The following is a 1,832-nucleotide window of genomic DNA, read 5'->3' as shown; positions in this document are numbered from 1 at the left end:
TGCACGAACCCGCTTCGCGGGAGGGCGCATGGTGCATCGTAGCGTGTTATATGTAGGCCTTTAGCGGGGCGAGACTGGCAGTTCCTTCAACGGAGAGGAACTTGCCATGACTGTCTCGATCAATACCGCCCCGATCAGCCCGCTGCGCCAGCGGATGCAGCACGACATGATGATGCGGGGCCTCGGTCCCCACACCCAGCAGGATTACGTGCGCCATGTGAAGCGTCTTGCAGCCTTCCTGGGACGCCCTCCCGATACGGCAACGGAAGAGGACCTTCGCCGCTTTCAGCTCATGCAGCATGAGAGCGGGGTCAGGCCGAGCACCATCAACGGCACCGTGTCGGCCTTGCGCTTCCTGTATAACGTCACGCTCAGGCGACGGGATCTGGCGCGGGCTCTGGTCGTCACCCGCATCGTGCCCCGGCTTCCCGAAGTGCTGAGCGTCGAGGAGGCAGCGCGGCTGCTGCAGTCCGCGCCCGGCATGAAGTACAAGGCGGCGCTGGGCGTGGCTTATGGCGCGGGCCTGCGCGTATCCGAGGTCGCCCACCTCAAGGTCGACGATATCGACAGCACGCGCATGCTGATCCGGGTCGAACAGGGCAAGGGAGGCAAGGATCGCAATGCGATGCTCTCGCCCCAGCTGCTCGAACTGCTGCGGATGTGGTGGCGCGATGGCCGGAAGCGCGGGGTGCTGATTGCGCATGGCTGGCTGTTCCCCGGCCAGAACGTCACCGACCCCATCTCGACCCGGCAACTGCACCGCGCGGTTCAGGAGGCGGCCGAGGTCGCGGGCATCCGCAAGCGCGTCAGCCCGCACACTCTGCGCCATTCCTTCGCCACGCACCTGCTCGAGCAGGATGTCGATATCCGCGTGATCCAGGTCCTGCTGGGCCACAGCAAGCTGGAGACCACCGCGCTCTACACCAAGGTGTCGACCCGCACGATCCACGCCGTCTCGAGCCCGCTCGACCAGTTGATGGCGCTGATGGAAGGCAAGGCACCCACAGGGTCAGCCGACGCCGGTTGAACCGGTGCGCGCCGACCTTGAGGTCGCGGACATCTTCCGTTCTGCAGGGCCAGCCTACCGGGCGGCCCATGCCGGGCACCTGAGCCTTACCCAGCTCAAGGTGATGTCCGCGATCGAGACCTGCCGCACCGCAGCCCTGGGCGGGCACGTCGAGGCCTGCGAGGACTGCGGGCACTGGCGGGTCGCCTATAACAGCTGTCGCAACCGGCATTGCCCAAAATGCCAGGGCGCCGCCGCACGCACCTGGCTGGCCGAACGGGAGGCCGACCTGCTTCCCGTCGGCTACTTCCACGTCGTCTTCACGCTACCCGCCGAGGTTGCCGACATCGCGTGGCAGAACAAGGCGCTGGTCTACGACCTGTTGTTCAAGGCGGCCGCGCAGACGATGCTGACCATCGCCGCCGATCCCCGCCATCTGGGCGCCCGGATCGGGATCACCGCCGTGCTGCATACCTGGGGGTCGGCAATGACCCACCATCCGCATGTCCACATGATCGTGCCGGGCGGCGGTATCGCGCCCGATGCAAGTCGCTGGATATCCTCGCGTCCGGCCTTCCTCCTGTCCGTGCGCGTGCTGGGAGCGCTGTTCCGGCGGCTGTTCCTCACCTGGCTGAACGCGCTGCACGGTGCTGGCAAGCTCGCCTTCTTCGGCTCCCTGACCGATCTGACAGAGCGGCGGGCCTTCCAGCGCCACCTTGCCCCGGCGCGCAAGAAGCGCTGGGTGGTCTATGCCAAGCCGCCCTTTGCCGGGCCGGAAGCGGTGCTCGCCTACCTTTCGCGCTATACCCACCGCGTCGCCATCTCG

At 66.6% G+C, this 1,832-nt stretch carries 2 protein-coding genes; both read left to right on the top strand.

Annotated elements, in window-relative coordinates:
- Positions 1-106 precede the first annotated feature (106 nt).
- The gene (locus ACODRZ_RS26645) at positions 107-1,027 is read left to right on the top strand and encodes a tyrosine-type recombinase/integrase (RefSeq protein WP_488973183.1); all 921 of its coding nucleotides are present in this window, start codon (positions 107-109) and stop codon (positions 1,025-1,027) included.
- Between the two features lie 4 nt (positions 1,028-1,031).
- Positions 1,032-1,832 (top strand): IS91 family transposase (locus tag ACODRZ_RS26640; protein ID WP_488973182.1); only part of this gene is annotated, 801 nt, incomplete at its 3' end.

Source organism: Novosphingobium sp. FG90, from assembly GCF_057808725.1.
Note: the sequence above shows the minus strand (reverse complement) of the source record. Positions and strands in the feature narration are given on the sequence as shown.

Bases quoted from the DNA above. Each gene is read 5' to 3' on its own strand.
- ACODRZ_RS26645 (WP_488973183.1), top strand. From the start codon at position 107: ATGACTGTCTCGATCAATACCGCCCCGATCAGCCCGCTGCGCCAGCGG.